Origin of the sequence: Thiocapsa sp. C2-2m (assembly GCF_041903745.1) — a bacterium.
In the GTDB taxonomy this organism is placed as follows: domain Bacteria; phylum Pseudomonadota; class Gammaproteobacteria; order Chromatiales; family Chromatiaceae; genus Thiocapsa; species Thiocapsa roseilacustris.
Genome location: NZ_JBBWVD010000014.1, coordinates 1 through 24,994 on the forward strand (window position 1 = coordinate 1; position 24,994 = coordinate 24,994).

Consider the following 24,994-nt stretch of genomic DNA (forward strand, 5'->3'; position numbering starts at 1 on the left):
GTCCATACCCGTAGGTTGTGCCGAGCCGTGCGAGGCACAACCAACCGTAGGCGCAAGTTGTGCTTCCTATCGTCAGCACAACCTACGGGTATGGACGTTTGCAGAAATCGCCTAAGGGTTGTGGATGCACCAAACGTCGAGCTCATTCGAGGTTGACCATCTCGCTCTGGACGCGGTTCAACGCACCTGCCGCGCGCGCACCGGACCTATTCGGCCGATCAGACCTTGCCCCGCCTCGACCGTCGCGGCCAGCGTGATCAGCACCGCCACCAGCACCGGACCGAAGGGCTGATCCAGCGCCAGTGCCGCGAGGTAGGCCAGGAGATAGCCGCCGACGCCGATCAAACCGCAGATGACCAGCGTCCAGGTCCAGCCCGGGGCAATGCGAAACGCGATCCAGGCCGGCACCAAGACCAGCGCGAAGGCACCCATGAGACCGACGGTCGCGGTGCCGATCGCCATCGCCAGTGCGGTCAAAAGGTCGAAGCCCAGGTGCCAGCGGTGTGCCGGCAGGCGGTTCGCGGTTTCGTCGTGTGGAAAGAAACGCGCGCGCATCAGCCGGGGCACGAGTCGGGGCAGGGCGGCTGCGGCGAGCCCGGCGAGCGCCAGTGCGGCAATCAATTCCAGTGCCCCCGCGAAATAGAGCTGACCGTCGACGAGCGCGTGTCCGAGTGTCGCGCCGAGACTGGTGTTGGCCGCGATCAGATAAAGCGCCGACCACCCGAACAGGATCATGAATCCGTAGGCGAGATTGCCGCGTGCATGCGTCAACGACTTGACCGCGCCGCCGGCCAGCGCGCCGAGCGGTGCGCCGAGCACTGCGGGCAGACCGACGGCAAGTCCGAGCAGTGCGCTCGCGGCGGCCAGGTGCGCGAGTCCGAGTGCGGCCAGCCATTCATCGCGCAGCAGGAGCAAGGCCCCGATCAGGGGCAAGACCAGCGCGATGGCCATCCCGGTGATCAGGGGCAGTCGAAACAAGGGATCCAGAAGGAGGTCGAGCGGGCTCATGCGATCTCGATCATCCGCGAGCAGGTCTCCTCGAGAAAGCGCCGCTCGTGGCTGACGACCAGCACGCCCCGGTCCGGTCGGGGTTGCGCGACGCTCGCGTCTCGCCGGGCGAGTCGGCTCGGGGTGAGCATCTCGGTCAACAGGGCCTCGTGCGCGGGGTCGAGGTTGTTGGTGGGCTCGTCGAGCAGGATCAGATCGGCCCGGCCGGCGAGGGCGGCCCAGACGCACAGGAGCTGATATTGACCGCCGCTTAGGCGGTCGATGCGCCGTCGCAAGACCGACTGGATGGACACGGGCATGTCCTGCAGGGATGCACCGGCAAAGCGCAGCAGCTCGCGCCCGGTCACCGGCATGCTCGGCAGGCGGACGGGCTGCTGCGCCTGATAGGCGATGATCAGGCCGGGCATCCGGACGATGCGTCCTGCCAGCCGATCGGCACGGTCGGCAATGGCGTTGAGCAGCGTGGACTTGCCGCACCCGTTCGGACCCCAAAGACCCACGACCTCGCCGGGGGAGATCTCGAGCGAGACGGGCCCGACCACCGGCCGGCCATAGCCGGCGACGAGATCCTCCACATGCAGCAGCGGCCCGCTCACCGCGCTTGCGACAGAGTGTCTACCCAGAGGTCGATGTGGTCGAGATAACCGCCCCCGTCGGCGCCGATCGGCGGGTCGAGCGCGAGACGGCGGGCTTCCCATCCCAAGCCCTTGGCCAGGCGTTCCGGTGCCTGCGCCGACATGTAAGGGGCATAGACGATCACGCCCGATCGATCCTGGAGATGCTCGGACAGGGCCTTGATCTGCTGGGCCGTCGGCGGTACGCCCGGGATCTCCTCGATGGTGCCCAGCAGAGGCACCCCGAAGCGATCGAGCAGATAGAGCGCGTCGCGATGATAGAGGACCACACCCGGTGCGCCAGCCAGCCGGGCTTGCCAAGCGTCCAGGCGTTGCTCCACCGCAGCCGCGAAGGACCGCGCATTGGCCCGATAGGTCTGGGCGCCCGCTGGATCGAGCAGCGCCATACGCTCGCCCAGTGCGGCGGCGACGATCGCCATCCGCACCGGATCCATATTGACGTGCGGGTTGCCGACCGGATGGACATCGCCGAGCGCGCGGTCCGCCGGCGAGCCGACCTCCAACAGATCGACCTGCGCGGCGGCCTCGAAATAGCCGGGCTGGCCGGGCAGGATCCGCGGATTGGCGGCACTGGCGATCGCCGCCGGCAGCCAGCCGACCTCGAGCTCCGCACCCACGGCAACGACCAGATCCGCATCGCGCAGCGCGCGAATCATGGTCGGCTTGGCTTGGAGCATGTGCAGATCGCGATCCGGCGAGGCCAGCACCCTGATCTGCGCGCGCCCGGCACCGACCGTGCGAGCCAGTGCGCCCATACTCGAGCTGGTTGCCACGACATCCAGCTCGTCGGCCTGTGCCGACCCGAAGGCGAGCAGACCCCCGAGCAGCGTCCCGATCAGCGAAACAACAACACCTTTGCTCATGATGATTCCCGTATCAACCGCGTTGAAAAAACCGACTACAGCAGTTCCGAATGCGCCGCCAACCAGGCATCAGCACAGCAGGAAGCCCGGTTCCCGGGACCGCCGATTTCAGTCGGCACCTGTGTCGAGCGGTCCGGAGGTGACGGATCGGCCCCATCGTCCGTGCTCCGGGCCGACTGAAGTCGGCGATCCCGGATTTCAGAAGGCGTGCGCCCCGTGCGAGCCCATACTCACCAGGAACTGAAGGTAAAAGGCATCGAACCGCTCGCGCTCGCCCGGCGCCTGCAGAATGTCGTTGTGCGCATACTGGGCGCGCAGCCGCGAGAACTCCGAGAGGTTCCAGGTGACATCGAGGGTCCAACGATCCGACGAGCCGAAGCCGGCGTTCTCGCCGCCGCTGACCTCGTTGGTCATCCCGAGCACGTCGTAGCGCAGACCGGCCGTCCATTTCGGCGCGAATCCATAGATCGCCTGGGCGTAGAGGCCGTCCGTGGTGAAGGTGCGGCGTGAGCCGACGACCTCCGGATGGGCGCTCGAGGTGATCCTCATGTCCTTGATCGAGCGAAGGTACTCGCTCTGAAGCTTGAAGCTCTTGTGTCCGTAGGCGCCGCCGCCGTCGTATTTGTACACCAGGTCGACACCCCACAACTGCGCGTCGCCGGAGAGAGCGTTGCGGTGAATCTCGATCGCGTGATCGTCGTCATGCCCCTCGTCATCGTCGTCTCCGTCGTGCGCATGGGCGTGCTCCTGGACCTCTTGATGCTGGTTGTTGTTCGCGTAGGACAGCCCGAGCTGAAGCGCATGATTGACCCCGATCTCGGGTGCGACCTTGGCGAAGGCGGTCCAGAGTCGCGGGCCGTCGTCGGTGTCGCCGAGCTCCAGCGCCGCCTGGTCGTCGTCGCCCAAGGTCGCGCCGAAGATCTCCTGATTGCCCTGCAACCCCTCGACGCCGAGCAGGGTATAGACCGGCAGCTTCGGGAGCCAGGTCAGTTGAAGCCCGGTGTCCTGAAGTCCGTGCGGGCCGAGCAGATTGAGATAGGGCAGGTTCTGATCGACGAAGTCCCATTGATGGGGATGCTGCCGGTTGATGTAGCCGAAGTCGCTGAGGAACTTGCCGCCTTTCACGCGCAGTCCGGCCGGGAGGCTGCGGGTCTGAAAATAGCCCTCTTCCAGCTCGACGGTGCCGTCACCGTCGATCGCGAGGAAGAGCGAGGCATCGAAATAGGGATCGACGGTCGCGGAAAAGGCAATCTCGGCCTCGCGGAAGTTAAACCCGTTCTCGGCCGCGCCATGCATATGGCCTTCATCGTCGTGCGCGTCGCCGTTGTGGTCGTGACCCTGGTCTGCACCGCGCGACGGTTGGTAGGCGAGTCCGACGAGAGATGCTCCCTCGCCGTCGATCCCGTCGTGGTAATAGTTGCCGTCGAGGAAGACCGAGATCTGCGGGTTGAACGCATTGCCCGAGCCCAGTGCACCGAGGCCCGTCTTGCCCGGCTCCGGGCTTGCGGGGGGCGTGACGAGCGGCGCGGTCATCGGTCGGGACTCGGTCGAGGCGACCCGGGCTGCCTGCTCTGCCCGCTCCGCAGCGGCCTCCGAACGCGTTGCGGCCTTCGTCGCATCACGCTCGGCCTTCGCGAGGCGGGCTTCGAGATCCTGAATCCGGCGCTCGTACTGGGATTTCATCTGATCGACGATCGCCCGGAGCTCCGCGATCTCGACATCCGTGGCGGGGAAGGCGGTCATCGGCGCCAGCAAGGCAACAGCGCAAGCGATTTTGGCCGTAAACCCTGGATTGATCGGGCGCGGGACCGGAATCTCAGCCGTTGGCGGGTTTCGTGAGATGATGTTATAGCGTTTCATAGATGTTAGGCGCTCGTTGCAATCCAAGGTACAACATGAGGTGGTCTACAAAGCGATACGGATTCGGTCGCAGCGTCGGGTGACGGTAATTGGACGGTCCATCCCGGCTGAACCGCATCCGTTCTCGGTGGCCGGATCCAGGACCCGGAGCCTTTCGTCGCCGATATTTCGTCGCCGATAGACTTGCCCAAGGCCACCCGAATACGCGATGCTCCGCCGACGTCACTTGGATTGCCGGCGGTCTGACCGGCTGAGGCCAAGGGCGGTTTGCGGTGCATGCCTCGGGCTGAGTGCCGGCGAGATCTGCGGGGTTCCGGTCGCGAACAGGGCGTTGCATCGGGACCGATGCGTTGCCTGATCCGGGTGGCGACAGCACGTTCGGGTTAGCCTACTCAAGAAGGTACTGAAGTCGTGTTATGTTATTACATATTCGATCTGCGTCAAGGTGAGGGGGTGTCCGATGGCTGAGGATCCAGGATCCGACTATTCTCCCGGTCCCGATGAGGAGTACATGAACGAGCGCCAACTGGCCTATTTTCGCGCCAAGCTGCTCGCCTGGCGGACCGAGCTTCTGGAGGAGGCTCAAGGAACGCTCGATGGTCTGCGCGACACTGCCCATCAAGAGGTCGGCGACGACGTGGATCGCGCCACCCGCGAGGCGGATCAGGCGCTGGAGCTGAGGACCCGCGACCGTTGTCGCAAACTGGTTCACAAGATCGACCAGGCGTTGGTGCGGATCGAGGACGGCAGCTACGGCTATTGCGAGGAGACCGGCGAGCCGATCGGGCTGGCACGCCTGGAAGCACGTCCGGTCGCGACCCTCTCGGTCGAGGCGCAGGAGCGGCGCGAGATCAAGGAGCGCCAGCAGTTGAGTGGCGCCATGTGAGGCCAGCTCTGCCCCGTGCCCGGTCGAGGCTGGTGCGGCGCGTTCGGTTCTCAGCCTGGGCCGATATTGATGCCGATCGACAGGCGCGGCGATGCGCTGCGATTGGTCTCGACGGCATGGGGAAGGTTCGGCGGGAAAAAGAGGAAGGTTCCGGCATAGGGCTCGATGTGAATCCTCGATGGCCCGTCGTAGAGGATCAAATCGCCCGAATCCGGCGGGACGGCGACATAGTAGACCCCGGAGAGCAGCTCGTCGTGCTCGTCGTGAGTGTGCTCCGAGGTGCTTTGACCCGGCCCCGTGAGATTCAGCCAAAACCCGCAGCGCAGCGTCCCTGGCGCGCGCCCGAGGATCAAGCCGGCGCAGGCAAGTGCCTGATCCAGAACCGGCAGAATGGCCGGGATGCGTGTGCGCTCGAGGTACAGGTTCTCGAACCGACCACCGATAAAATGGGAGCGACGCTCGAAATCACCCTCTCGCATCCCGTTCACCGCGGACACGATGGAGGCGTTGACCCCCTCGGCGTCTGCCAGGCCACATCGATGGATTTCGGCGTTGGACCAACCGACTCGGCTCGGCACTGCAGGAGCGGCCTCGCTCCCGCCGAGTGCGATTCTTTTTGCGGCACCTTGCGCATCTGCGATGGGCTGTGTCATCGGCCTGCCTTCCCCTTCGTGCTGTCGAGATCGGGTCGAATATTTGCTCCGCCGCCTTTTTTTCCGCACAAGGCAAACGATCGCCCCCCAATCGGAGCATTCTTCTCTCTTTCTTCGAGGTGCGAGGCTTCCCCAAGGCGGGGCGTAGGTTGTGCCGAGCCGTGCGAGGCACAACCTGCCGTCGGCGCAAGTTGTGCCTCCTATCGTCAGCACAACCTACGGTTCCTTCGGAAATCGCCTTATGGCGCGGGGCTGCCCCACGGCAGAATCGGAACAGCGGTAATACTGTTCTTGGGCGAGCCTTCGATGACCCTGTCGCTGTAGCTCAAGTAGACCAGCGTATGTCGGGGGGCGTCGAAGAAGCGCACGACTTGGAGGCTCTTGAACAGCAGCGAGGTGCGCTTCTTGAAGACCTCGGCGCCGTCCTGCTTGCCGTCGCGAATGTCGTCGGCCAGCGTGATGGGACCGACTTGGACACAATGGATCGCCGCATCGGAGGTGTCTTCCGCGACGCCGACCGCACCCGAAACGCCCCCCGTTTTGGCGCGACTCAAATAACAGACCACGCCCGGGATCTCCTCGTCATCGAAGACCTCGATAAGGATCTTGTCGTTCGGGCCCATCCACTTGAACTTGGTGGCGACGCTGCCGATGATCTCGGCGGCGGCCGTGCCGATCAGTAAGAATAGGGTTAGCCCGAGCGCGATACGTGTTCTCATGGGGTCGATCTCGATCGGTGGCGATGTTGAGCCTTAGGGGATTGCCGGGAATGATCATCCCGGCCGTGCGTGTTGCCAATGCTGACCGGGCGACTAAAGTCGCCGCTACATGTTGGTCGATGCTTTCCCGGAAATCACCTTATCCCGCGAAGAGTCGATCGGACTCGCTGCGGCTGCGTGTCAGGGCGTCCTCGATGGAGACGCCGAGGAACCAGTTTCCGGTGACCGCGAGCTGTGTCCCGGCGAGGGTCTCGTCGAGCCGTCGTATCCGCGCGGCATGGCCCGTGCGCAGGGCCGGCAATCGATTGTGCACCCGCGCCTGTGCCGCGATGTGGCTCGGCGTGGTGCCCAGCGCGAGACAGGCTCGCTCGATCTGGGCCTGCTCGCTCAGCACGCCGGGTCGGAAGTGGAAGGCGAATCCGCGGTAGCTCGGGTCGGCGAGAAAGTCGCGCGAGACGGCCGAGTAGAATGCCTCGTCCACCGCGATGAGGCCTGCGATAGGTTTGAGCCCCAGGTCCGAGGTGCGGAACGCCAGGACCAGGGTTTCGATCTCGGCCACGCTGATATCGGTGATCGCGGCCCGCGCGGCGTCGAAGCCGGACGGCATCAGCGCGGTGGCGACATCGGGCGGGACGGCGAGGGTGAGCGAGCCGCAGCTCAACGTCTCCCCGCCGGTCGTGACGCGAAAGCCCTCGCCGTTGCGCTCGATCGCGGAGATCTGCGCTCCGGTGCGGACCTCGAGCCCCTTCTGCGCGGCGATCGCCGCCGGGATGGCGGAGAGTCCGGTCGAGAAGGTGAATGCCTTGATCACGTTCTTGCGGCGCGGTTTGCGCCGAAACAGCGCCTCGGCGGGGTAGTCGTCGGCCGGCTGGCAGATCACGGCCTGAAAGGCATGACGCAGGAGATCGCGATAGTTGCGGCGCCCGAGCACATCGCCGTAATAGTCGGAGACGCTGCGCCCTTCTTTGGGGGCGGAGAAGATCTTCGGGATCGAGCGCAGCGCCTCCCAAATGTGCAGTGCCGAGACGATCGAGCCCCGCTGCCCGCCCCTCCAAAGGAGATAGCCGACCTTCCCCTTGGGCTGAACGTGTCGGGTCAATCCGAGATCGTCCAGGATCGACAGCAGATTGCCGTAGCTGTTGAAGCAGGTGTGACCGCCGGCCTCGGTCCAGAAGCCGCCGAGCTCCGGAAAGCTCTGGCTGTTGATGCAGCCCCCGACACGATCCGAGGACTCGAGCACGAGGGTCCGCCGGCCGCGGCGGGTCGCGAAATGAGCGGCACCCAAGCCGCTGATGCCGGCGCCGATGACGATATGGTCCAAATCCGTGCTCATACTCTGCTCATAGGCTGATGCGTCAGTCGGGCGGGTCTTGGTTCTCACGACGAGGGGTCTCGCTCCGCGGGCTCTCGGTCCGAGGGCGCTCGGTCGGCGGCTCCATCTCGGCGAGCGAGAGATAGTCGATGTCGGGGATCGGAATCGGCGTGGGCGGCGGCTCGCAGTCCGCCAGGCTCCAGTCTTGCCCCGAGACGAGGCTCAGCTCGCCAGTGTCGAAGGCCGCTATGTTAACCGTGCGTGAGGGTTCGAGAAAGTCATCTTGGGTGGTGGCCAGCGCGAGTGGCGGGGTGCCGCTGTCTTCGGATGCGTCCGACTGCGGGGATGGGTCGCGGTGCGCAGCGGATACGGCATCCGTTGCGTTGTCGGGGGGCGGCCACTGCGATCCGGTATCCAGCGGCGTCACCGTCAGGAGGGCGCCGGCTTCCTCGAAGACCTCGGTGAAGCGTGCCGTGGTCGCGGCATCGGCGTTGCGCTTCACGATCACCGGTCGACCGGTGAAGAGGCGCTCGGCACCAGTCTCGCTGAGCTTGAAGAGCGCCGTCAGGCGCTCGCGCACCCGTGCCGGATCGGCTCCGGGAGTCAGATCGCCCCTATAGCTGAGATCGAACCGTTCCTCGGCCATGGCTGATGTCACGTTGGTGGCTCGGGCAAGAGCCCGGACCGATGCTGAAGCGGTCGCCCGGGCTGTCACCCGGGCGGTGTAGGATCAGAGCGGCTTGGATAGGCTGAATGCGCCTCGGACGTCGCCGAGGCTGTAGCCGCGTGCCATGTCGTCAGGATAGCGCTCATCGGTCGCCGCCGCGACCTCCGGCGTGATGTCGCTGCCGTGGCAGGCGAGGCAGACCTCCGCGGTCGGGATCGCCTTCATGAAGCGGAAGGTCTTGCCGTCGGCGGTCTCCACGACCTCGGCATAGGCCATGGGTTGCGCGTCTTCGCCGGCGGCGCGACGGGCGTCGAAGTCAGCGAGGATCTTCTGTTCCCAGGCGTCCGGCGCGTTGTCGGCGGTGTTGCGGGTCTTGAGACTGGTCCGACCGACCTCCCAACCGGAGCGCTTGGAGAGGTCGGCCGCGATGGCGGGTGCACGGTCTTGGCAAACCGCGATGGCGTTGGTCGGCCCGCCTTCCTTGATGGCGGCCTGCAGCTCGCCCTGCAGGGTGGTGGCGAACTCCTGGACGATGGCCTTGGCTTCGGCAGCGTTCGGGTTCGGAGCCGGTTCGGCACTGAGTGTCGTCGTGGCGAGAATGGCGGTTGCAGCGGTCAGGCGTGCGATGAGCTTCATGCGTAAGGTCTCCGGGGATAGTGGATAGTGGATAGTGGTTAGTGGTTAGTGGTTAGTGGTTAGTGGTTAGTGGTTAGTGGTTAGTGGTTAGTGGTTAGTGGCTGATAGCTGAGAGCTGAGAGCTGAGAGCTGAGAGCTGATAGCTGATAGCTGAGAGCTGATAGCTGATCGTGCGTTGAGTTCGACCGGCTTGGATTGGTCGCGCATCCGTGCCCCCGATGCGCGGCACGCTATCTTTGACGGATCGATCGTCGAGAGTTCCACGTGCTTGGTCTTCGGGTGCACCCTAGACAGGATCACCCCGACACGCATTGATTCTTCGATGCATCGAACGCGTCGGGTATTGTCCGCTCTGACCGAGCCTATCGTCCGGTCGGCAGGGTGGACGAGCGGGAGCGAAGTCCACCGAGCCCGGCTGCGCTGCACTTGTCCACCCGACCCGGTTGCTCGTGCCTGGATTGCCGCATTGGCTGCGCTTGTTAACCCGAACGGCCCGATCAGCCTGCGGCCCGCAGGGGCGCGACCTTGGACGTCGGCTCGGGCTGCTCCGCGACCGTCTCGATGGCGCCCTTCTCGTTGTCGCCTTTCTCGCTCTCCATCGGCTCGATCTCGGCCGACTTGCCTTTGAGGATGCGCTCGACCGTCCTGGCGTTGCGCGCGAGATAGATGGTCAGCTCCTCGAGATCGCTCTCGGGCAAATCGGGCAGGATCCTGTCGTGGCGCAGGAGCTCGGCGAGACGTTCCGCGCTTTCAAGTGCTTTGTCGTAGGCGTCGGCGGCCTTTTTGTCGGTCGTACGCAAGCGTTCGGCTCCCTTCTGGTCTCTGACGACGTATTCGATCTCGATCACGGTCTTGGGCTCCGGGGTCGGCTGTGGTGATGCCCCGCGCGAGGGCTTGAGCCGACAGTATACTGTGTAAAAAGACAGGCATGCACGCGAGACCGTCGGCGCCGGTGCGAGCGCTCAGCCGGGCGCCGAACGGCTCGATGCATCGGAAGGGCCTTGCTAAATGATCGCTAAGCACCATAAAATCATCATGAAACCATGAGTAATGATGCCTAAAACATGATTATTGCCGCTCAAATCCGCGCCGCGCGTGCCCTGCTGGGGATCGACCAAAGGCGTTTGGCCGAGGCTGCGGGTCTGTCCGTGCCGACCATCCAACGGATGGAAGCCAGTGAGGGTCAAGTCCGCGGCAACCTGGATTCGGTCATGAAGCTGATCGAGGCCCTCGACCGGGCCGGGATCGAGCTGATCGGCGAGGGTCAGGTCAGCGCTGGCGGCGGGCGCGGGGTCCGCCTCAAGCAGACGGCCTCGGAGGCGAGCGGCGCCGACGCCACGCCATGAGGATCGAGACCGCTCTGACCATCGCCGGACTCGCGGTGGCGCTCGCCCTCGGGTCGGCCGCAGTCTCTCTGCTGACGGCGCGTTTCCCCAAGGTGGTGCGCTTCGCGGCCATGCCGCTGACCGGTCTCTGCGGTGTCGCGGCGATCGTCGCGGGATTGGGCGCCTTGTTGTCGGGCGGCGCGGCGACGGCGACCTTGCCCCTGGGACTGCCTTGGCTGCCTTGGCATCTGCGTCTCGATGCACTCGCCGGGTTCTTTCTGCTCCTGATCGGTCTGGTGACCAGCGCGGTCGGGCTCTACGGGCCGGCCTACGTGCGCGGTCTCGAGCAGGGCCGGGATTCGCTGGTCGCACTCGGCGGTTTCACCGGGCTCTTCCTCGCCGGGATGCTCCTGGTCGTTCTGGCCGACGACGCCTTTCTCTTCATGATCGCCTGGGAGGTCATGTCGCTGGCGTCCTACTTCCTGGTCGCCTTTCAGCATGAGCAGGCGGCTAACCGACGCGCGGCTTTTCTCTATCTGCTGATGGCCCATGTCGGGGGTTTGAGCATCCTGCTCGGGTTCGGTGTGCTGGCCTCTTTCGGCGAGGGTTTCGCCTTTGCGTCTATGCGCGCTGCCGAGCTGTCGCCGGCTTGGGCCAGCATCGCGTTCGGGTTGGTCTTCCTCGGCTTCGGCATGAAGGCCGGTCTGGTGCCGCTGCACGCTTGGCTGCCCGAGGCCCATCCGGCCGCGCCGTCCTACATCTCGGCCCTGATGTCCGGCGTCATGCTCAAGGTGGCGGTCTACGGCTTCATCCGCGTCGTCTTCGATCTGATCGGCGATGTCCAGTGGACCTGGGGGATGGCGGTGCTGGCGATCGGCTGCCTCTCGGCGCTCACGGGCGCGCTCTTTGCGCTGATGCAGACCGATCTGAAACGCCTGCTCGCCTATTCATCGGTCGAGAATCTGGGCATCGTCTTTATCGGACTGGGTTTGGCGCTGATCTTCATCGACACCGGCCATCCGCTGCCGGGCGCGCTCGCCTTCGTCGCGGCGCTCTATCACGCGCTCAATCATGCCCTCTTCAAGGGCCTGCTCTTTCTCGGCGCCGGCTCCATCCTGCACAGCACCCACGAGCGGGATCTGGAGCAGATGGGCGGTCTGCTGCGGCGCATGCCTTGGACGGGGCTCTTTTTCCTGATCGGGTGTCTGTCGATCGCGGCACTGCCGCCCTTCAACGGATTCGTCTCCGAATGGCTGACCTTCCAGGCCGCCCTGCAGGCCTGGCAGCTCGACAGCGGCGTCATGCGCAGCCTCATCCCGATCGCGACCGCCGTGCTGGCGCTCACCGGCGCCTTGGTGGCGGCGACCTTCGTGAAGGTTTACGGCATCGCCTTCCTCGGTCAGGCGCGCAGTCGGCATGTGCGCCGCGCCCGGCCCGGGCCTTGGGGGATCCGCGCCGGGCAGGGGCTGCTCGCCGTTCTCTGTGTGCTGCTCGGTCTCTTTCCGACCCTGGTCATCGGTCTGATCGACGCCGTCCCGCGCCAGGTCCTCGGCGGCGGGCTGCCCGACGCAGGCAGCCAAGGCTGGCTCTGGCTGGTGCCCGATGTGTTCGAAACGGCCAGCTACAGCGCGCCTCTGGTGACGGTGCTGCTCATCGCCATCGCCGTTCTCGTGGTCTGGGGCCTGCACCACGTCGGCGTGCGCCGGGTGCGCCGCTGCGATGCCTGGGACTGCGGTTTCGCACCGCCGACGGCGCGGATGCAATACACCGCGACCGCCTTCGCCCAACCGGTGCGGCGGGTCTTCGCGCTGCTGTTCCGGGTCGAGGAGACGCAGGCCGCGCGCGACGACGGCGGGATGCGCCATCAGATCAAGATCGGCGACCGCAGTTGGGACGCGCTTTATCTGCCCCTGGCCCGTCTGGTCGAGGCCGCGGCGCGACGCGTGGTCCGTCTGCAGTCGGGCAATGTGCGCGTCTATCTGGGTTGGACCCTGGTGACCCTTCTGGTCCTGCTGTGGATCGTCTCCGCGTGAGCGGATTTAAACCGCGCCCAGCGCGGTACGCGATGTTTTTGGATGGGATCGGCCCCGGCAGACTTGACGACCGTTAGAGCTGGCGCGGTTTAAAGTATTAAAAAATATAAAAGTTTAAACCGCGTCCCCGCTCAGGGTCGTGGATACACCAAACGTCGATCTCAATCGAAAGTAAGCATCTTGCTCTGGACGCGGTTTAATGGTCGACATCCTCACTCCATCCGCCTGGCTGCTTGCCTTCGTGCAGGCGCTCCTGTTTCCGGCGCTCGCCCCGCTTCTGGTGGGCTGGATCCGCAAGGTCAAGGCGCGCTTGCAGAACCGGCGCGGGGCATCGGCCTTTCAGCCCTATCGCGAGCTGCGCAAGCTGCTCTTCAAGGAGGCCCGTGTCGCCCATACCGCTTCGTCTCTGTTTCGTGCCGCACCCTCCGTGGTCTTCGTCGCCACCTGGCTGGCGGCGGCGACGGTGCCGCTCCTGACCATCGATCTGCCGACCGCAGTGGTCGCCGACATCATCGTCCTGGCCGGGCTGCTGGCCCTGGCGCGCGTCTTTCTGGCCCTTGCCGGCATGGACGTAGGCACCGCCTTCGGCGGCATGGGCGCCTCGCGCGAGATGATGATCTCCGCCCTGGCCGAGCCCGCGATGCTGATGGCGGTCTTCACCCTCGCCATGACTGCCCACAGCACCAATCTGGGCAGCCTCATCGCGAATCATCTGGGCGACGCCTTCGTTCTGCGCCCCTCCTATCTCTTCGCCTTTGCCGGGCTGACGCTGGTGGCGCTCGCCGAGACGGGTCGCATCCCGGTCGACAATCCGACGACCCACCTGGAGCTGACCATGGTCCACGAGGCCATGGTGCTCGAATACTCGGGTCGGCACCTGGCCCTGATGGAGTGGGCCGCTCAGATCAAGCTCCTGCTCTACGGTGTGTTGGTCGCCAACATCTTCTTTCCCTGGGGGATCGCGACGGATCCGGCCCCCCTGTCGCTGGCGATCGGCTTGGGCGCCATCCTGCTCAAGCTGGCGGTGCTCGGGGCCGCACTGGCGGTGGCCGAGACGGTCCTGGCGAAGATGCGTCTGTTCCGTGTCCCGGCTTTTCTGAATCTCGCCTTGCTGCTGGCGCTCCTCGGACTCTTGAGTCACGTGATCCTGGAGGTCGGGGCATGAACCTCCCGGCGTTGCCGCTGCTGCAACAGTTGGTGGTCCTGCTGGCCGCCCTGGTGCTTTTCCTCTCCTTTGTCCTGCTGGCGCAGAGTCGGCTGGTCTCGGCGATCCATGCCTTCGCCTGGCAGGGCGCCCTGGTCGCTGCGGTCACCGCGGTCGTGGCGCTGAGCGGCGAGGTCCATCATCTGTATTTCTCGGCCGGGTTGACGCTGCTCCTCAAGGCGCTGGTGATCCCGGCGATGCTCCACCGACAGGTCCGCCGGCTCGAGCTGGAGCGGCACACCGAGGCCCTACAGCGTCCGACCCTGTCCATCATGGCGGCGGTCGGCCTGGTGATCTTCAGCTCCTGGCTGGTCCTGCCGATGGTGGCCGAGGAGCAGGCCTTCACCCGCAACATCCTCGCTATCAGTCTTGCGGTGGTCCTGATCGGCTTTTTGATGATGGTGGTGCGCCACCAGGCGGTCGCCCAGGTGCTGGGGTTCATGTCGATCGAGAACGGGCTCTTCCTCGCCGCCGTCTCGGCGACCGGCGGCATGCCCTTGATTGTCGAGCTGGGCGTCGCCTTCGACGTCCTGGTCGCCATGGTCCTGTTCGGGGTCTTCTTCCTGCAGATCCGCCAGAGCATCGACTCGCTGGACGTGGATCGGCTCAATCGGCTGAGCGAGACGGCCGAGATGGCGGGGGAGGAGCGCCCGTGACCGCACTCCTGCTCACCCTGCTCACGCCTCTGCTGGGTGCGCTCCTGCTGGCCCTGGTCCGGCCGCCCGTCTGGGGTGGCTGGCTGAACCTCGCCGTCTCGGCGCTGACGCTGGTCGCGGCCGGCTGGTTGGCCTGGACGGTGGCCATCGACGGCGAGGTCTTCGGCCAACTGATCGGCATCGGCTTTCGGGTCGATGCCTTTAACGTCTATCTGGTCGCCTTGACCGCCTTCGTCGGCCTGACCACATCGATCTTCTCGCGACCTTACATGCGCCATGTCCGTGCCGAGGGTCGCGTCTATCTGGGCGGCATGCGCGTCTATCACAGCATGTATCAGACCTTCATGCTGACGATGCTGACGGCGCTCACCACCGACAACCTGGGTGTCCTCTGGGTGGCGGTCGAGGGCGCGACCCTGGCCACCGTCCTGCTCGTTTCGCTCTATCGCACACCCGAGGCGATCGAGGCGGCCTGGAAGTATTTCATCCTCTGCGGTGTGGGCATCGCGCTCGCCCTGTTCGGCACCGTGCTGACCTATTTCGCCGCCCAGCATGTCGATTTCGGCGCGCTTGCCGAGCCCGGTGCCGGACTGATCTGGAGCAGCCTTCACACCCATGCCGCGGCGCTCGACCCCACAGTGATGCGCATCGCCTTCGTCTTCCTGCTGGTGGGCTACGGCACCAAGATCGGCCTGGTGCCCATGCACCAGTGGCTGCCCGACGCCCACTCCGAGGGGCCGACACCCATGTCCGCCGTGCTTTCCGGGTTGCTGCTGAACGTCGCCCTCTATGCCCTGGTGCGTTTCAAGATGCTGGTCGACGGCTCGCTGGCGGCGACCGACTCGCCGCACCTGGCGGGCGCCTTGCTGATGGGTTTCGGGCTGGTCTCCTTCACGGTCGCCGCGCTCTTTCTGCATCGCCAGCGCGACATCAAGCGTCTGTTCAGCTACTCCTCCATCGAACACATGGGGCTGATGACCTTCGCGTTCGGACTCGGCGGCCCGCTCGCCACCTTCGGCGCGCTGCTGCACATGCTGGTGCATTCGCTCACCAAATCCGCCATCTTCGTCACTGTCGGTCATGCCGCGCACATCGCTGGAAGTCAGGGGATCGAGAAGATCCGCGGACTCATCCGCACCCAGCCGGCGGTCGGCTGGTCGCTGCTGATCGGCGTGGCCGCCATCGCCGGCTTCCCGCCGTTCGGGGTCTTCACCAGCGAGTTCCTGCTGCTCACCGCCACCATGCAGGCGCAGCCCTGGCTGACGCTCCCGCTCGTGACCGGTCTGGCCATCGCCTTCGCCGGGCTCTTCCGGCACCTGCACCCGATGGTTTACGGCACCCGGCCCGAAGGCCAACAGCCTGTTCAGGCCAACATGATCCCGGTCGTCGTCCATCTGGGACTGGTGCTCTGGCTCGGGCTTGCGATTCCCGGCTTCCTTGCGCAATGGCTGAACCGGGCGACGCAACTCATTACGGGGAGCAGCCTGCTATGAGCCGTTTCGACTGGCTGTCCGAGTTTCTGGCCCGGCTCGAGGACGATCATGTGATCGCCCGACACGGCGACGCCCGCGCCCTGGCCCCGGCCCATTGTCTGGAGCTCGATGCCGAGGACTGGGGGCCGGCAGGCAAGATCGCCGCGGCGATGGGGCTCAGACACGCCGGCCTCTGGGCCGATCCGCTCGGGGCTGGCCCGATGGAGAGCGGGGCCGAGAGCGGGACTGGGATCGAAGGTCCGGCCATCCGTGTCCAGGCGTGTCTGGAGCAGGGCGGCGACTATCTGATCCTGCAAACCCTGGTGCCGCAAGCACACCCGGATCTGGGCTCGCACACGCCGGTTTACCCCGGCGTCGATCGCCTGGAACGCCATGCCCAAGACCTGACCGGCGTGCGCTTTTTCGGGCATCCGGACGATCGACGTTGGACCCGCCATCAGGCCTGGTCGACCGATGACTTTCCCCTGCGCGCGGATTTCCCGATCGAAGGGCGCAGCACGCGGCGCACCCCGGCCGATGTCGACTACCCCTTCACCCGCATCCAGGGCAGCGGCGTCTACGAGATCCCGGTCGGCCCCGTCCATGCCGGCATCATCGAGCCAGGACACTTCCGCTTCCAGGCCGCAGGCGAGGACGTTTTGCGTCTCGAGGAGCGCCTCGGCTATGTCCATCGCGGGATCGAGAAGCTCGCCGTCGGGCGCGATCCGCAGGGTCTGATGCGACTCGCCGGGCGTGTCTCGGGCGACTCGACCGTTGCCCACGCCTGGGCCGCCGCCCAGGCGATGGAACGCGCCGCCGGTTGCGCGCCGCCGCCGCGCGCGATGAGCCTGCGCGCCATCCTGGCCGAGCGTGAGCGCATCGCCAATCATCTCGGCGACATCGGCGCCATCTGCAACGATGTCGGATTCGCCTTCGCCCACATCCAATGCGCCCGGCTGCGCGAGCAGTGGCAGCGCCGCAGCGCCGCACTCTTCGGCCACCGCCTGATGATGAACACGCTGATCCCCGGCGGCGTTGCCTGCGATCTCTCGGAGACGGCCTTCCGCGAGCTGCGTCTGGACCATGCGGCCCTGCACAAGGCCATCGAGCCCCTGTTCGCGATCGTCGACGACCATCCCTCGCTCGACGATCGGCTGATCGGCACCGGCATCCTCGCGCAAGCCGACGCGTGCGCGCTCGGCTGCACCGGCTATGTGGGCAAGGCCAGCGGGCTGACGTTCGATGTCCGCCGCGACAACCCCTATGCGCCGTACGATCAGGTGAACGTCGAGATCCCGGACGAGACGGCCGGCGATGTCGCCGCCCGTGTGCGGGTCCGCATGAAGGAGGTCCGTGCCAGTCTCTGGATGCTCGATCGCCTGTTCGATGCCCTGCCGGAGGGTGAGATCGCCGCACCCTTCCCGCGACCGGAGGAGGGCGCCATGGGCCTGGGCCTGATCGAAGGCTGGCGCGGCGAGATCCTCTGCTTCGTGCGCTTCGCCGCAGAGGGCCGGATCGCCCGCTTCTTTCCGCGCGACCCGAGCTGGTTCACCTGGCCGGCCCTGGAGCGGCTGATCCACGGCAACATTGTCCCCGACTTTCCGGTGTGCAATAAGTCGGTTAATGGGTCGTATGCGGGGGTGGACCTCTGAACCGCGCCCCTTTAGCACATGCGGGGTTGGCCGCTCGGCTCGGACTCGCGCTCATCAACGAATGTTTTCGCAGGCGCGGTTCAGGATATTGAAAGCTTTTTTCGGAACTGCGTTATGCAGAGGATTCGTAGGTATCCTTGTCATCGCGGCTATCAATTGGCTATTGATGCGCCTGGCGTTCGGCATAAGCGACATGTCAGGTGATTTCGGGAAAGGATCGACATGCGTGTAGGGGCGAATTCATTCGCCCCTGGTCCCAAAAGGTCTTCCCGGCATGCGGAGTCGGGATGACTATTTCACGGGAAAAAGCCTAACGATTCCCTGGAGACTCCCATGACGCCACCCGCCAACGAAAGTGTTCGGAAGCGGCGCGATTCGCTTCGAGCGGCCGGACTGAGGCCCTTGCAGATCTGGATGCCCGATACAAACCAGCCGGGGTTCTCCGAGGTGTGTCGTCGCCAATCGATCGCGGTTGCGCAGGCGGATCCGGCGGATCAGGGATTGATGGACTTCATCGACGCTGCCGTCGCGGATGCCGATGAGTGGTTGGCATGAAGCTTCTGAACCGCGCCTCTATACGACAGGCGCCCTTCCTGGTTCGGTTCGACCTCACGGCCATCAACGGACGCCGGAGCGGGCGCGGTTCAGGATATTGAATGCTTTTTTTCTGAACCGCGTCATGCACAGGGTTCATGGGTATCCTCGCCATCGCGGTTGGCGATCACTCTTCCGTATTACTACGAGACGCGGTTCAGCATGTTCCGAATTCTTAAGCAATCTTTCCGCACCGGTGTCGTCGCCGAGGCCGCGCCTTCACACGACGATGCGGAGCTGGAACGGCTCGGGATCGAGGTGCGCCGACAGATCGATGCGCGCTTCGCCGGCAGTCTCGCCATCCGCCAGGTCGACGCGGGCTCCTGCAACGGCTGCGAGCTGGAGATCCATGCGCTCAATAACCCTTTCTATGATGTAGAGCGCTTCGGTATCCACTTCGTTGCCTCGCCCCGTCATGCCGACGTGCTGCTCGTGACCGGACCGGTCTCGCGGCACATGGAGACCGCACTGCGCCGCGCCTGGCGCGCCACCCCGTCACCCAAATTCGTGATCGCCGCCGGGACCTGCGCCTGCGACGGCGGCGAGATCGGTGTCTCTTATGCCTCCTGCGGTGCGGTCGAGAACGTCATCCCGGTGGATGTGAAGATTCCGGGCTGTCCGCCCGCGCCGATCGATCTTCTGAAGGGACTGCTCGGGGCCATGATGCCATCGGATGAAACCGCGGCAGGCGATCGGAACGAGCGCTGATCGGTCGGCTCCGCGATTAAACCGCGTCTCCGCCAAGGTCGGTGAAATCCCCAAGGCCGAATACAACATGATAACGACGCATGTCGCTCTGGACGCGGTTTAGTGATGGTGGGCGTGGTCGTCGCCGTCGGTCGCTGGATCGACGGCTGCGGATTGATCCGATCCGACGCGGGTGCCCGGTGTGAATCGGGCCTGCCAGCTGTTGCCGTCCGGGAAGTTCAGCGACACGATTGCCTTCATGTCCTGGCGCTTCTCGAAGGTGCCTTGGCCGGTGAGTTTGTTGTCGCCTGTCGGGACGACGGGGATCGTCACGCGCTCGCCGCTCATGATGATCAGGTTGCCGCCGACGCCCTCGCTCGGCACGGGAGTATCGGCGTGGTCGGTGAGATAGACGCTGACCTCGTTGTCGCCGAGCACCAGCTCGAAATGGTAGGGTCCGGACATGCGGATCTGACCGCCGTTCGGGGACGGCGTCGCGTCCAGCGTGGCGTCGTCATGCGCGAGTGCGGGGGTTGCGAGGGCGAGTGCAAGCAGGACGCCAGTCATGGTTCTCATGGGACTCTCTCCGTTTGCGGTCGGGTCGTGCGGCGGGCGAGGCGTCGGGTTTCGCGACGGCGCGCAACCGAGCCACGCCCACCATGGATTGTCGGTGCCCGAGCCGGAACCGGCCGGGACCGAGGCGGATGCGAGGATCCGCTTGGCCCTTTGATTCTCCCTCGCGGCACTGACCCCATGCTGACCGGACCATGACAAATGCGTCATTTTCATCGCTTGACGATCGGCCGGAGAAGGTTCGGGATCCACGGCCCGAGCCAGCGCAACGACGTCGAGGACAGTGATGAGGATTCTGATCGTCGAGGACGAGCCCAAGACGGGCGATTATCTGCGCCAGGGATTGACCGAGGCGGGCTTCGTTGTCGACCTGGCGCGCGACGGCTTCGACGGTCTGCATCTGGCCGCCGGCGGGGACTATGACCTGGTGATCCTGGACGTCATGCTGCCGGGTCTGGACGGCTGGCAAGTCCTCTGCGGCGTGCGGCGCAAGGATCCGGATCTGCCGGTGCTGTTCCTCACGGCGCGCGACCAGGTGGACGACCGCGTGAAGGGGCTGGAGCTCGGCGCCGACGACTACCTGATCAAGCCCTTTGCCTTCGCCGAGCTGTTGGCGCGGGTGCGGACCCTTTTGCGGCGAGGCCGGGCGACGAGCGAGCCGACCGTCCTGCGCGTGGCCGATCTGGAGTTGGACTTGCTGCGCCGTCGCGTGCTGCGCGGCGGTCGACGCATCGAGCTGACGGCCAAGGAATATGCCCTGCTGGAATTGTTCATGCGCCGTCGCGGGGAGGTCTTGCCGCGATCGCTCATCGCCTCCTCGGTGTGGGACATGAACTTCGACAGCGATACCAACGTGGTCGATGTCGCCGTACGCCGGCTGCGTCTGAAGGTCGACGAGGGCTTCGAGCCCCGTTTGATCCAGACCGTGCGCGGCATGGGCTACGTGCTGGACACGCCGGAGTGAGGGCGCCGTCCCTTACCGTCCGGCTGAGCCTCTTGTTCGCGGTCTCGACCGTGGCCCTGCTGCTCGGCCTGGGATGGACGTTGGAGCGCGCGGTCGCACTGCATTTCCGGGAGCTCGATCACCACGAGATCGCCGGCAAGCTCGCATTGGTGCGTAACCTGCTCGGCAGGGCGACGACACCTGCGGCACTGACGAGCCTGCCGGCGGACCTGGAGGCCGCGCTGGTCGGCCATCCGGGATTGGCGCTGCGTGTCCAGGCGCCCGACGGCAGGGTTCGCTTCGTCAGTGCGCGCGGGCAGCTTCCTCCCGAGACCGCGTCGGGGCGCAGCGATTCGGGGCAGCCGGAGGATACCCTCTGGGTCCGCTGGGACGATGGCCCGCGCGCCTTTCGCGGGTTGATCGCCCGCGTCCCCGTCGGGGCGTCTCAGCAGACGCGGGACGCGAAGATGGAGGGCATGGCCGAACCGCCGTCCGATACCGTCGCCATCGGCCTCGACATCAGCCATCACCAAGCCTTTATGGCCGAGTTTCGGCGCATCCTGGTGCTGGCCATGCTGCTGGCCGCGGCTGCCGCCGCCGCCTTGGGTTGGGCCGTCACGCACGCCGGCCTGCGCCCGCTGCGACGCATCACGGCCTTGGCCGCGGACCTGGACGCGAGCCGGCTCGGTGCACGCCTGCCCGAGACGCGGGTGCCGCCCGAGATCAAGTCGTTGGTGGTCGCCTTCAACGCCATGCTCGCGCGCCTGCAGGACAGCTTCCAACGCCTGTCGGATGTCTCCGCGGACATCGCCCACGAGCTGCGCACGCCCATCTCCAATCTCACGCTCCAGACCCAGGTCGCGCTCAATGCCGCACGCGACGCCGATCAGTATCGCGAGGTGCTGTATTCGAGCCTCGAAGAGTACGAGCGCATGGGCCAGATGATCGGCGACATGCTCTTTCTCGCCCGTGCGGACCACGGCCTGCTGCACCCGACCGCCGATGTCCTGGACCTCGCAGCCCAGGTGCGAGACCTGTTCGACTATTTCGATGCCTGGGCCGAGGAGCGCGGCGTCTCTCTGATCTTGACCGGCAGTGCCTGCGCGCGGGCCGACCCTTTGATGTTGCGCCGGGCCTTGAGCAACCTCCTGAGCAACGCCATCCGCCACACCGGCACGGGACAGCAGGTACGCGTGCAGCTCGAGGACGACGGGCGTCACGTGCGGATCCTCGTGGAGAACCCCGGGCTACCCATCTCGCCGGAGCAGGCTGCCCGTCTCTTCGAGCGCTTCTACCGTGCCGATCCCGCCCGCGGCCGCCGCGGCGAAACGGCGGGTTCCGGCACCGGGCTCGGCCTCGCTATCGTCAAGTCCGTCGTCGAGGCCCACGGTGGTGCTGTCGCAGCCGCCTCCAGCGCGGGTTGGACGCGATTTAGGGTGACCTTGCCCAGTGCGCATCCTCATACCGCCGCGCAGGTGCCTGCCCCCAGCACAGGAACATGACCGGGGTCAGCAGGGTGTCGAGCTGTCGAGCAGGTTCGAGGAGATAAGGTGAGTTCCGCAAACTTCCATACCCGTAGGTTGTGCTGACGATAGGAAGCACAACTTGCGCCGACGGTTGGTTGTGCCTCGCACGGCTCGGCACAACCTACGCCTGTTCAGGGTCCGCAGTTGTGTGGACAGACGACACTCGCCGCGTCCTCGAGTTACGTATACTGTCCCCGGATTTGGCCCAAGGGATTGATCGGAATCGACATCGAGGCTCTACTCGGCGTCACCTGCAGGGTGATGACCACGACGACCCCCGGGGCACGCCCCGCGCGGCACCTGGCTGTGTTGCAACGCGTTGTCGTAGAACCACTACGATGCCTCGTTGCGCCTTGCCAGGCACCGCGCGGGACGCACCCCGGGGGCCGTTCAACTGCCGCTTTTAGGTTAAATCCAGTGTCTGCTTGCCGAAGCAGCGGTTTTCGAACCGCCCCCACGTCCGATTGTCGGGTCCCATGGCAATCGCACGTTTTCACGACATCATCTCGCTTGTCCGAGATGGCCGTACAAGTCGCTCAACCGCACCTCACCGATCATCGCGGTCGATCGACTCCGTTCGCGCACCCACTCCTTCAGGGCATCCAGCAAGCTGTCCCTCAGGTCATGGAGCTCTCCCAGTCTGGTCAGCGCTTCCGGATTTCGGTCGCACGCCCGCAGCTCCAGCAGCTCGTCCACCACCCCGTGCACCTGCCGGTGCAAGGCATCGATGCGCTGGAAGCCGGGCTCCGCGCCATGACCAGACGATACCTCGGTCCGTAACCAGGCCGCAAAACGGCATTGACGGACATCCGGCAGGGGCACGCCCTGCTCGCTCCCGAGATGCGCTTCGATGGCGGCAACCCAGGCGCGGTGTTCGACGCCGGCATAGAGCAAGGGCAGATGCTCGCGGCGCGCGGCCGGGAGCTCGGCCCAACCGGCAGGGGTCTGCCAGGCGGCCAGCCAACCGGGCATCTCATGGGCCGGCATGGGACGCGCGATGCCGAAGCCCTGAGCCAGGTCGCAGCCGAATCTCAGCAGCATCTCCCCGTGCTCCAGGGTCTCGACCCCCTCGGCGATGACCTGACGATTGAAGGTGCCCGCCAGGCTCAAGATGCTCTCGACGATCGCCAGATCCTCCGGGTCGTTCAGCATCCCGGATACAAAGCTTTTATCGATCTTGAGTTGGGTGACCGCCAGACGTTTCAGATAGGTCAGCGAGGAATAGCCCGTGCCGAAATCATCCAGCGCGACACTCACCCCGAGCTCGCGGCAGGCATCGATCACCCGGGATGTCCCGACCAGATCATCGATCGCGCTGGTTTCGAGGATCTCCAGACAGAGACCGGACGGCGCGACCCCCGGGTACTCCGCCAGCAGGGCGCGCAAGCGTGCGACGAAATCCACCTGCTGTAACTGCCGGGCGCCGACATTGACGCTCACCGGAAGCGCCAGGCCGAGCGCCCGCCAGGCGTCGGTCTGGGCGAGGGCGGTCTTGATGACCCACTCGCCGACCTCGACCGCCAGCGGGTGATTCTCGGTCGTCGGCAGGAAGAGCGCCGGGGCCAGCAGACCGCGTTGCGGGTGCCGCCAACGGATCAGGGCCTCGGCGCCGATGACTGTGCCGGTGCGCAGATTGACCTTGGGCTGGTAATAGAGCACGAGCTCACGCGCGGCCAAGGCGTGGCGGATGTGCTCGAGGTCTGCGTGATGGCCACGGATGCGCTGGTCCAGTTGCGTGTCGAAGAGGTAGAAGCGATTTTTGCCGGACTGCTTGGCCTGATACATGGCCTGATCGGCCTGACGCAGCAGGAGATCCCCATCGACCACGCCCGCCTGCGGGTAGAAGGTGACGCCGAGGCTGGCCGAGACCTGCACCAGGAGATCACCGATCCGCACCGGCTCGGCGGCGGCGGCGAGCAGGCGCTCGAGCAGTGGCGCGCTGACGTCGGGGTCGGCGAGATCGATCAGCACCAGGGCGAATTCGTCGCCACCCAGCCGGGCGAGCGTGTCGCCCTCGCGCAGCACCGCCTGCATCCGCTCCGCCACGGCGACCAGCACCCGGTCACCCAACTCGTGTCCATGCCGGTCATTGATGGCCTTGAAGCCGTCCAGGTCGAGATAGCCCAACGCCAGCCGTTGTCCCCGTCGCTGGGTCTGCGCCATCGCCTGATGCAGGCGGTCGGCCAGCAGTCTGCGGTTGGGCAGCGCGGTCAGCGCGTCGAACTGGGCCAGTTGTTCGAGCCGGCCTTCGTGCTCCTTGAGCGCGGTGATATCGGAGAACAAAGCGACATACTGATGGGTGTTGCCCTGTGCGTTGCATATCGCGCTGATGTTTTCCCGCACGGCGTACACGTCTCCGTTCCGGCGTCGGTTCCAGAGCTCACCGCTCCACTCGCCGGTGGCGAGCAGCGTGCGCCACAGCGCCGCGTAAAACGCCTGATCCTGCCGGCCCGAGCCGAGGAGGCGTGGGTTTTGGCCCAGCACCTCGTCGCGGCGATACCCGGTGATCTCGGTAAATGCCTCATTGACATCGAGAATGGTGCCATCGCCGGCGGTGATCATGATGCCTTCGTTGGCATGGCTGAAGACGCTGGCGGCGAGCTGGAGCGCTTGCTCGTCCTGCTTGCGCTCGCTGATATCCGTGATGAAGCCGTGCCAGAGCACCGCGCCGTCGGCTTCGCGCTCGGGCAGCGAATTGCCGGACAGCCAGCGCTCCGTGCCGTCGGCGAAGCGCACCCGATACTCGGCCCGCCAGGGGGTCAGGGCATGCGCCGAGGTCTGGATGGACGCGACGACAGCATCGCTGTCATCCGGGTGCAGCACGGCGAAGACCGGGGAGGCATCCTCGCGGACGTCCTCCGGGCTGACGCGATAGATGTCGCGGATCGCCTCGCTGGCAAAGGGAAAGCAGGAGCTGCCGTCGGGTCGCAAACGATACTGATAAACCATTCCCGGTACCCGGCTGGCAATCTTCCGGAGCCGATTCAGCGCCTCTTCCCGTGCCGCTTCCATGGCCTTGCTCCCTGTGATGTCGCTGATCACCACCCGGCAGACCGGCGCGCCGTCGTCCGCCCGGGCGGCAGTTGCCGT

Annotated in this window: 23 protein-coding genes; 11 read left to right on the plus strand and 12 right to left on the minus strand. The window is 65.7% G+C overall.

Going from position 1 to position 24,994, the window contains the following annotated elements; translation table 11 throughout:
* Window positions 1–177: 177 nt before the first annotated feature.
* From AADX97_RS12240 to AADX97_RS12255, 4 genes are all read right to left on the minus strand, one after another.
* Window positions 178–1,008: a metal ABC transporter permease gene (locus tag AADX97_RS12240; RefSeq protein WP_374236149.1), complete on the minus strand. Its 831-nt coding sequence runs from the start codon at window positions 1,006–1,008 to the stop codon at window positions 178–180.
* Window positions 1,005–1,604, minus strand: coding sequence for an ATP-binding cassette domain-containing protein (locus tag AADX97_RS12245; protein WP_374236150.1), 600 nt, complete (start codon window positions 1,602–1,604; stop codon window positions 1,005–1,007). Before AADX97_RS12245 ends, AADX97_RS12240 begins: the two co-directional genes overlap by 4 nt.
* On the minus strand, window positions 1,601–2,506 hold the full coding sequence (locus tag AADX97_RS12250) for a metal ABC transporter substrate-binding protein (protein WP_374236151.1): 906 nt from the start codon (window positions 2,504–2,506) through the stop codon (window positions 1,601–1,603). Before AADX97_RS12250 ends, AADX97_RS12245 begins: the two co-directional genes overlap by 4 nt.
* Window positions 2,507–2,704: 198 nt before the next feature.
* On the minus strand, window positions 2,705–4,366 hold the full coding sequence (locus AADX97_RS12255) for a porin (RefSeq protein ID WP_374236152.1): 1,662 nt from the start codon (window positions 4,364–4,366) through the stop codon (window positions 2,705–2,707).
* A gap of 460 nt (window positions 4,367–4,826) precedes the next feature.
* Here AADX97_RS12255 and dksA point away from each other — a divergent pair, with 460 nt between their 5' ends.
* Window positions 4,827–5,252: an RNA polymerase-binding protein DksA gene (gene dksA / locus AADX97_RS12260; RefSeq protein ID WP_374236153.1), complete on the plus strand. Its 426-nt coding sequence runs from the start codon at window positions 4,827–4,829 to the stop codon at window positions 5,250–5,252.
* A 50-nt stretch (window positions 5,253–5,302) separates the two neighbouring features.
* Here the strand turns inward: dksA and AADX97_RS12265 are convergent, their stop codons facing one another.
* From AADX97_RS12265 to AADX97_RS12290, 6 genes are all read right to left on the minus strand, one after another.
* Window positions 5,303–5,905, minus strand: coding sequence for a hypothetical protein (locus tag AADX97_RS12265; RefSeq protein WP_374236154.1), 603 nt, complete (start codon window positions 5,903–5,905; stop codon window positions 5,303–5,305).
* 239 nt (window positions 5,906–6,144) lie between these two features.
* On the minus strand, window positions 6,145–6,624 hold the full coding sequence (locus AADX97_RS12270) for a CreA family protein (protein WP_374236155.1): 480 nt from the start codon (window positions 6,622–6,624) through the stop codon (window positions 6,145–6,147).
* Between the two features lie 139 nt (window positions 6,625–6,763).
* A complete protein-coding gene (locus AADX97_RS12275) occupies window positions 6,764–7,957 on the minus strand; it encodes an NAD(P)/FAD-dependent oxidoreductase (RefSeq protein WP_374236156.1) in 1,194 nt (397 codons plus the stop codon).
* A 22-nt stretch (window positions 7,958–7,979) separates the two neighbouring features.
* Window positions 7,980–8,594, minus strand: coding sequence for a hypothetical protein (locus tag AADX97_RS12280; RefSeq protein ID WP_374236157.1), 615 nt, complete (start codon window positions 8,592–8,594; stop codon window positions 7,980–7,982).
* 72 nt (window positions 8,595–8,666) lie between these two features.
* Window positions 8,667–9,239 carry a DUF3365 domain-containing protein gene (locus tag AADX97_RS12285; protein ID WP_374236158.1) on the minus strand — a complete coding sequence of 191 codons (573 nt, stop codon included), beginning with the start codon at window positions 9,237–9,239 and terminating at the stop codon, window positions 8,667–8,669.
* A gap of 497 nt (window positions 9,240–9,736) precedes the next feature.
* A complete protein-coding gene (locus AADX97_RS12290) occupies window positions 9,737–10,087 on the minus strand; it encodes a YebG family protein (protein ID WP_374236159.1) in 351 nt (116 codons plus the stop codon).
* A 216-nt stretch (window positions 10,088–10,303) separates the two neighbouring features.
* Here AADX97_RS12290 and AADX97_RS12295 point away from each other — a divergent pair, with 216 nt between their 5' ends.
* From AADX97_RS12295 to AADX97_RS12330, 8 genes are all read left to right on the plus strand, one after another.
* Window positions 10,304–10,585 carry a helix-turn-helix domain-containing protein gene (locus AADX97_RS12295; RefSeq protein WP_374236160.1) on the plus strand — a complete coding sequence of 94 codons (282 nt, stop codon included), beginning with the start codon at window positions 10,304–10,306 and terminating at the stop codon, window positions 10,583–10,585.
* Entirely contained in the window at window positions 10,582–12,597 is a 2,016-nt protein-coding gene (gene hyfB, locus AADX97_RS12300) for a hydrogenase 4 subunit B (protein ID WP_374236161.1), read from the plus strand. Before AADX97_RS12295 ends, hyfB begins: the two co-directional genes overlap by 4 nt.
* Window positions 12,598–12,796: 199 nt before the next feature.
* On the plus strand, window positions 12,797–13,762 hold the full coding sequence (locus AADX97_RS12305) for a respiratory chain complex I subunit 1 family protein (RefSeq protein WP_374236162.1): 966 nt from the start codon (window positions 12,797–12,799) through the stop codon (window positions 13,760–13,762).
* On the plus strand, window positions 13,759–14,457 hold the full coding sequence (locus AADX97_RS12310) for a formate hydrogenlyase (protein WP_374236163.1): 699 nt from the start codon (window positions 13,759–13,761) through the stop codon (window positions 14,455–14,457). The genes AADX97_RS12305 and AADX97_RS12310 overlap by 4 nt, the downstream gene beginning before the upstream one ends.
* Window positions 14,454–15,950, plus strand: coding sequence for a hydrogenase 4 subunit F (locus AADX97_RS12315; protein WP_374236164.1), 1,497 nt, complete (start codon window positions 14,454–14,456; stop codon window positions 15,948–15,950). Before AADX97_RS12310 ends, AADX97_RS12315 begins: the two co-directional genes overlap by 4 nt.
* Window positions 15,947–17,581, plus strand: coding sequence for an NADH-quinone oxidoreductase subunit C (locus AADX97_RS12320; protein WP_374236166.1), 1,635 nt, complete (start codon window positions 15,947–15,949; stop codon window positions 17,579–17,581). Before AADX97_RS12315 ends, AADX97_RS12320 begins: the two co-directional genes overlap by 4 nt.
* A 333-nt stretch (window positions 17,582–17,914) precedes the next feature.
* Complete coding sequence (locus AADX97_RS12325) at window positions 17,915–18,136, plus strand: antitoxin MazE family protein (RefSeq protein WP_374236167.1); 222 nt, start codon at window positions 17,915–17,917, stop codon at window positions 18,134–18,136.
* Between the two features lie 201 nt (window positions 18,137–18,337).
* Window positions 18,338–18,883 carry an NADH-quinone oxidoreductase subunit B family protein gene (locus AADX97_RS12330; protein ID WP_374236168.1) on the plus strand — a complete coding sequence of 182 codons (546 nt, stop codon included), beginning with the start codon at window positions 18,338–18,340 and terminating at the stop codon, window positions 18,881–18,883.
* Window positions 18,884–18,982: 99 nt separating this feature from the next.
* On the opposite strand, the gene AADX97_RS12335 is transcribed toward AADX97_RS12330, so the two are convergent.
* Window positions 18,983–19,438 (minus strand): hypothetical protein, encoded by a 456-nt coding sequence (locus AADX97_RS12335; RefSeq protein WP_374236169.1) that lies wholly within the window; start codon window positions 19,436–19,438, stop codon window positions 18,983–18,985.
* Between the two features lie 283 nt (window positions 19,439–19,721).
* On the opposite strand from AADX97_RS12335, the gene AADX97_RS12340 reads away from it, so the two are divergent.
* Both AADX97_RS12340 and AADX97_RS12345 read left to right on the plus strand, forming a co-directional pair.
* Window positions 19,722–20,399 (plus strand): heavy metal response regulator transcription factor, encoded by a 678-nt coding sequence (locus AADX97_RS12340; RefSeq protein WP_374236170.1) that lies wholly within the window; start codon window positions 19,722–19,724, stop codon window positions 20,397–20,399.
* Window positions 20,396–21,880, plus strand: coding sequence for a heavy metal sensor histidine kinase (locus AADX97_RS12345; protein ID WP_374236171.1), 1,485 nt, complete (start codon window positions 20,396–20,398; stop codon window positions 21,878–21,880). The genes AADX97_RS12340 and AADX97_RS12345 overlap by 4 nt, the downstream gene beginning before the upstream one ends.
* Before the next feature lie 525 nt (window positions 21,881–22,405).
* On the opposite strand, the gene AADX97_RS12350 is transcribed toward AADX97_RS12345, so the two are convergent.
* On the minus strand, window positions 22,406–24,916 hold the full coding sequence (locus AADX97_RS12350) for an EAL domain-containing protein (protein ID WP_374239294.1): 2,511 nt from the start codon (window positions 24,914–24,916) through the stop codon (window positions 22,406–22,408).
* Between the last annotated feature and the right edge of the window lie 78 nt (window positions 24,917–24,994).